At 64.6% G+C, this 6,435-nt stretch carries 6 protein-coding genes; all 6 read left to right on the forward strand.

The features are described 5' to 3' along the window. On the forward strand, positions 1–111 hold a 111-nt coding region (locus CAG41_RS28985), incomplete at its 5' end, for a hypothetical protein (RefSeq protein WP_256575613.1). 152 nt (positions 112–263) lie between these two features. Then, complete coding sequence (locus CAG41_RS27920) at positions 264–1,736, forward strand: cytosine permease (protein WP_085695451.1); 1,473 nt, start codon at positions 264–266, stop codon at positions 1,734–1,736. Between the two features lie 70 nt (positions 1,737–1,806). Beyond that, positions 1,807–2,775: an ABC transporter substrate-binding protein gene (locus CAG41_RS27925; RefSeq protein WP_085586961.1), complete on the forward strand. Its 969-nt coding sequence runs from the start codon at positions 1,807–1,809 to the stop codon at positions 2,773–2,775. Between the two features lie 84 nt (positions 2,776–2,859). Continuing rightward, a complete protein-coding gene (locus CAG41_RS27930; protein ID WP_085586962.1) occupies positions 2,860–3,711 on the forward strand; it encodes a proline/glycine betaine ABC transporter permease in 852 nt (283 codons plus the stop codon). Continuing rightward, positions 3,708–4,538, forward strand: coding sequence for a glycine betaine/L-proline ABC transporter ATP-binding protein (locus CAG41_RS27935; RefSeq protein ID WP_085586963.1), 831 nt, complete (start codon positions 3,708–3,710; stop codon positions 4,536–4,538). Before CAG41_RS27930 ends, CAG41_RS27935 begins: the two co-directional genes overlap by 4 nt. Positions 4,539–4,683: 145 nt before the next feature. Further along, positions 4,684–6,207 carry a histidine ammonia-lyase gene (hutH, locus tag CAG41_RS27940; RefSeq protein WP_085634131.1) on the forward strand — a complete coding sequence of 508 codons (1,524 nt, stop codon included), beginning with the start codon at positions 4,684–4,686 and terminating at the stop codon, positions 6,205–6,207. The last annotated feature ends 228 nt before the right edge of the window (positions 6,208–6,435 follow it).

Here is a 6,435-nt window from a genome sequence, read left to right on the forward strand (position 1 = left end):
AACGACCCGGGCACCGGGGTGATGCGTCACGCCGATGCCGGTTACCAGATTGCGATCGACTGCGCCAAAGAGCAGGGCCTGAACCTGCCGATGATCACTGGCGGCAAGTAACGCAAATCCCTGTGGGAGCTGGCTTGCCAGCGATTGCGGCGGCACTGCTGGAATTGATGTTTAAAGTGCCTACGTCATCGCTGGCAAGCCAGCTCCCACAGGAATCGAGTAAGCCCGACAGAACAATTAAAACAATCCACAGAGGTTGAATCATGGCAGGCAACACCGATCGTGCAGGCAACAAACCGTTGATCGAAAGGCGTTCGATCGACTACATCCCGGAAGCGGAAAGACACGGTCGTCTGTTCAGTCAGTTCACCCTGTGGATGGGTGCCAACCTGCAAATCACCGCGATTGTCACCGGGGCCCTGGCCGTGGTGCTGGGCGGCGATGTGTTCTGGTCTTTGATCGGTCTGCTGATCGGTCAACTGCTGGGCGGCGGGGTGATGGCGCTGCACGCGGCGCAAGGGCCCAAGCTCGGCCTGCCGCAGATGATTTCCAGCCGGGTGCAGTTCGGCGTCTACGGCGCGGCGATTCCGATCGTGCTGGTGTGCCTGATGTACCTCGGCTTCACCGCCACCGGGACCGTGTTGTCCGGTCAGGCGCTGGGCCAGTTGTTCGGGGTCAGCGACACCGTCGGCATCCTGCTTTTCGCCAGCGTCATCGTCGTGGTCACGGTGCTCGGCTATCGGGTGATTCACTGGATCGGCCGCATCGCCAGCGCCATTGGCGTGATCGCTTTCGTTTATCTGTTCAGCCGTCTGATGAGTCAGGTGGACGTCGGCGCGCTTCTTGAAATCCGCCACTTCAGCTGGAGCAGTTTCCTGCTGGCGGTGTCGCTCGCGGCCTCCTGGCAGATCGCTTTCGGGCCGTACGTGGCGGACTACTCGCGCTACCTGCCGAGCAAGGTGTCTTCGGTGAAGACCTTCTTCGCCGCCGGTGCAGGTTCGGTGATCGGCGCGCAGGTTGCGATGATCCTCGGTGTGTTCGCGGCCGCTTCGGCCAACGGGCAATTCGCCGGTCATGAAGTCGCCTACATCGTCGGTCTGGGCGGGACCGGTGCCACCGCCGCGCTGCTGTACTTCAGCATCGCGTTCGGCAAGGTCACCATCTCCACGCTGAACTCCTACGGCAGCTTCATGTGCATCGCGACCATCATCAGCGGCTTCCGCGGCCACCTGACGGTCACCCGCATGCAGCGCCTGGTGTTCGTGCTGGTGATCGTCGGCGCCGCGACCCTGATCGCGCTGCTCGGCCAGCATTCGTTCCTGGGGGCGTTCAAGTCGTTCATCCTGTTCCTGCTGGCGTTCTTCACGCCCTGGAGCGCCATCAACCTGGTGGACTACTACTGCATCACCCGCGAGCGCTACGACGTGCCGGCGCTGGCCGATCCGAACGGCCGCTACGGCCGCTGGAACGTGCTGGGCATCAGCGTCTATGTGTTCGGCGTGCTGGTGCAGCTGCCGTTCATCTCGACCAAGTTCTACACCGGCCCGCTGGTGGCCGCCCTGGGCGATGTGGACATTTCCTGGATCATCGGCCTGGTGCTTCCCGCCGGCCTCTACTATGTGTGTGCCAAGAAGTGGCACGGTGCAGTGCCCGATCGCCTGATTCTGCCCCTCGAGCAGAACAGCGCCGTACAACCTAAAACAAGCGGGGCCGGTCGCGCTGCGGCGCAGGCCTGATTTGGACGTGGACAGGGCTGGATGCCTCTTGACTGCCGTAAGCCAATTCATGATTAGGAGCGTCACAACAATGAAATCGAACAAGACCCTGCTGACCACTCTGCTTTCCATGGGCCTTCTGGCCAGCGCCGGCGCCACCCAGGCCGCCGGCTGGTGCGAATCCGGCAAACCGGTGAAGTTCGCCGGCCTGAACTGGGAAAGCGGCATGCTGCTGACCGACGTGCTGCAAGTGGTGCTGGAGAAAGGCTACGACTGCAAGACCGACAGCCTGCCGGGCAACTCCATCACCATGGAGAACGCCCTGAGCAGCAACGATATCCAGATCTTCGCCGAGGAGTGGGTCGGCCGCAGCGAGGTCTGGAACAAGGCTGAGAAGGCCGGCAAGGTCGTCGGCGTCGGTGCCCCTGTGGTGGGCGCCATCGAAGGCTGGTACGTGCCGCGCTACGTGATCGAGGGCGACGCCAAGCGCAAGCTCGAAGCCAAGGCGCCGGACCTCAAGCACATCGCTGACCTTGGCAAGTACTCGGCGATCTTCAAGGACGCCGAAGAACCGTCCAAGGGCCGCTTCTACAACTGCCCCGCCGGCTGGACCTGCGAGCTGGACAACACCGAGATGCTCAAGAGCTACGGCCTGGAGAGCAGCTACACCAACTTCCGCCCGGGCACCGGTCCCGCGCTGGATGCGGCGGTGCTGTCGAGCTACAAGCGCGGCGAGCCGATCCTGTTCTACTACTGGTCGCCGACCCCGCTGATGGGCCAGATCGACGCGGTGAAGCTGGAAGAGAAGGCCGGCGTCGACAAGAGCGTGACCATCAAGGTCGGCCTGTCCAAGACCTTCCACGACGAGGCGCCGGAGCTGGTGTCCGTGCTGGAGAAGGTCAACCTGCCGATCGACCTGCTGAACCAGAACCTGGGCCGCATGGCGAAGGAACGCATCGAGTCGCCGAAGCTGGCGAAAATCTTCCTCAAGGAACATCCTGAAGTCTGGCACGCGTGGGTCAGTGAAGACGCTGCCAAGAAAATCGACGCGGCGCTGTAGGTCGAATTCCTCCCGGCCAACCGAGAGGCTGGCCGGGGTGTTCGCCGCAATCGCTTGACTGAGTTTTCTGATTGAGAGCCGCTTATGTTTCCCGAAAGCTTTACCTTTTCCATCGCCGACTGGGTCAACGGTTGGGTCGACAAACTGGTCACCAACTACGGCGACGTGTTCCGCCACATCTCCGACACCCTGCTCTGGGCCATCGTCAACCTTGAGGGCCTGCTGCGCGCCGTGCCGTGGTGGCTGATGCTGGCCATCGTCGCCGGCATCGCCTGGCACGCCACCCGCAAGGTGGTCACCACCGGCGTGATCGTCGGCCTGCTGTTCCTGGTCGGTGCCGTCGGCCTGTGGGACAAGCTCATGCAGACCCTGGCGCTGATGCTGGTGGCGACGCTGATCTCGGTGCTGATCGGCGTGCCGCTGGGGATCCTCTCGGCGCGCAGCGACCGTCTGCGCTCGGTGCTGATGCCGCTGCTCGACATCATGCAGACCATGCCCAGCTTCGTGTACCTGATCCCGGTGCTGATGCTGTTCGGCCTGGGCAAGGTGCCGGCGATCTTCGCCACCGTGATCTACGCCGCGCCGCCGCTGATCCGCCTGACCGACCTTGGCATCCGCCAGGTCGACGGCGAAGTGATGGAGGCGATCAACGCCTTCGGCGCCAACCGCTGGCAGCAACTGTTCGGCGTGCAGCTGCCGCTGGCCCTGCCCAGCATCATGGCCGGGATCAACCAGACCACGATGATGGCCCTGTCGATGGTGGTGATCGCCTCGATGATCGGCGCCCGCGGCCTTGGCGAAGACGTGCTGGTGGGCATCCAGACCCTCAACGTCGGACGCGGCCTCGAAGCCGGTCTGGCCATCGTGATTCTCGCTGTGGTCATCGACCGCATTACCCAGGCCTACGGTCGTGCGCGGCATGAGGTGAGCAAATGAGCAACGCAACCGTGAGCAAGATCGAAGTCAAGAACGTCTTCAAGATTTTCGGCAACCGCGCCAAGGATGCGCTGGCCATGGTCGGCCAGGGCAAGACCAAGGAGCAGGTGCTCAACGAGACCGGTTGCGTGGTCGGGGTCAACGACTTGTCCCTGAGCATCGGCACCGGCGAGATCTTCGTGATCATGGGGCTGTCCGGCTCCGGCAAGTCGACCCTGGTGCGCCACTTCAACCGCCTGATCGACCCCACCAGCGGCGCGATCCTGGTGGACGGCGTGGACATCCTGCAGTACGACATGGACGCCTTGCGCGAATTTCGCCGGCACAAGATCAGCATGGTGTTCCAGAGCTTCGGCCTGCTGCCGCACAAGAGCGTGCTGGACAACGTCGCCTACGGCCTGAAGGTGCGCGGCGAAAGCAAGCAGCTGTGCACCGAGCGCGCGCTGCACTGGATCAACACCGTGGGCCTCAAGGGCTACGAAAACAAATACCCGCACCAGCTCTCCGGCGGCATGCGCCAGCGCGTCGGCCTGGCCCGGGCGTTGGCGGCGGACACCGACATCATCCTGATGGACGAGGCGTTCAGCGCCCTCGATCCGCTGATCCGCGCCGAGATGCAGGACCAGTTGCTGGAGCTGCAGAAGACCCTGCACAAGACCATCGTGTTCATCACCCACGACCTCGACGAGGCCGTGCGCATCGGCAACCGCATCGCGATCCTCAAGGACGGCCGCCTGATCCAGGTCGGCACGCCGAAGGAAATCCTGCACTCGCCGGCGGACGAATACGTGGACCGCTTCGTGCAGCGGCGGGCGGCGGTGGTCTGATCTGAATTTTGCGGTGGTCTGACGGGCCCCGTCGTCGGCAAGCCAGCTCCCACAGATCTCTCAGTGGTCACACGATCCCTGTGGGAGCTGGCTTGCCAGCGATGAGGCCAGTAGCGCTGCATCCCTATCAAGGTTGAGGTTTTAGATGTCCCAGGCTGAAAAAATCGTTATCGCCGACGCCCCGATGCGTTGGCAGGATGTGGTCGCCGTGGCCCGTCACGGTGCGCCGCTCGAGTTGTCGGCCAGCGCCTGGGCACGCATCGAGAACGCCCAGGCCATCGTCCAGCGCATCGTCGAAAGCGGCGAACGCGCCTATGGCGTGAACACTGGCCTCGGTGCGCTGTGCAACGTGTCGCTCAAGGACGAACAGCTCAGCCAGCTGTCGCGCAACACCCTGCTCAGCCATGCCTGCGGCGTCGGCCCGGTGCTGGCCGACGAGCAGACGCGGGCGATCCTGTGCGCGGCCATCCGCAACTTCAGCCAGGGCAAGTCCGGCGTGCACCGCCGGGTGGTCGAGGCGCTGCTGGCGCTGCTCAACCGCGGCATCACCCCGCAGGTGCCGTCCCAGGGCTCGGTGGGCTACCTGACCCACATGGCCCACATCGGCATCGCGCTGCTGGGCGTGGGCAACGTCAGCTACCGCGGGCAGATCGTCGCCGCGCAGCAGGCGCTGGCCGAAGAGGGCCTGCAGCCGGTGCAGTTGGGGGCGAAGGACGGGCTGTGCCTGGTCAACGGCACGCCGTGCATGACCGGCCTGAGCTGCCTGGCCATCGCCGACGCCACGCGTCTGGTGCAATGGGCCGACGTGATCGGCGCCATGAGCTTCGAGGCCCAGCGCGGCCAGATCGCCGCGTTCGACGCCGAGATCATCGCGCTCAAGCCGCACCCCGGCATGCAGCAGGTGGGCGTCAACCTGCGGGCGCTGCTCGACGGCAGCGAGGTGATCGCGTCGAGCAAGGGCATCCGCACCCAGGACGCCTTGAGCATCCGTTCGATTCCCCAGGTGCACGGCGCGGCGCGCGACCAGTTGGCGCACGCGGTCCGCCAGGTGGAGACCGAACTCAACGGCTGCACCGACAACCCGTTGCTGCTGGGCACGCCGGACGATTTCCGGGTGATGTCCCAGGCCAACCCGCACGGGCAGTCGGTGGCGCTGGCGGCGGACCTGCTGGCCATCGCCATGGCCGAGGTCGGCTCGATCGCCGAGCGGCGTCTGGATCGTCTGGTCAACCCGCACGTCAGCGGTCTGCCGGCGTTCCTGGTGGCCAACCCTGGGGTGAACTCCGGGATGATGATCGTGCAGTACGTCGCCGCGTCGCTGTGCGCGGAGAACCGCCAGTTGGCGCAACCGGCGGTGCTCGACAACTATGTGACTTCGGGCCTTCAGGAAGACCACCTGAGCATGGGCACCAACGCCGCGCTCAAGCTGCACCGCGCACTGGAGAACTGCACGCAGATCCTCGCCATCGAGTACCTGCTGGCCGCCCAGGCCTTCGAGTTCCTGAAAGAACAGCGCTTCGGCGCCGGCACCGGCAAGGCCTGGCGGTTGCTGCGCGAGCACGTGCCGGCCTACGACCAGGATCGTTGGCTGGCGCCGGACATTGCCCGTGCGGCCGGTGTCCTGAAAGCCCCGGAACTGTTGCGCAAGGCCTTGCCCGACGTGAACTGATTCCCCCGCAAACCAGCGTGCCAAGGCGCCAGCCCGCCCACAAGGCGGGAAGCGACGGACAACGGAACTCTCCGGAGCGTCTGGTGAATGAACAAGAACCTCTCAAAAGGAGCACAAGCATGACCGCGCTGAACCTGATTCCCGGCCAACTGACCCTGGCCCAACTGCGTGACGTCTACCAGAGCCCCGTCACGCTGACCCTCGACGACAGCGCCTCGGCGCCGATCG

The organism is Pseudomonas sp. B35(2017), from assembly GCF_002113645.1.
GTDB classification, from domain to species: domain Bacteria; phylum Pseudomonadota; class Gammaproteobacteria; order Pseudomonadales; family Pseudomonadaceae; genus Aquipseudomonas; species Aquipseudomonas ekonensis.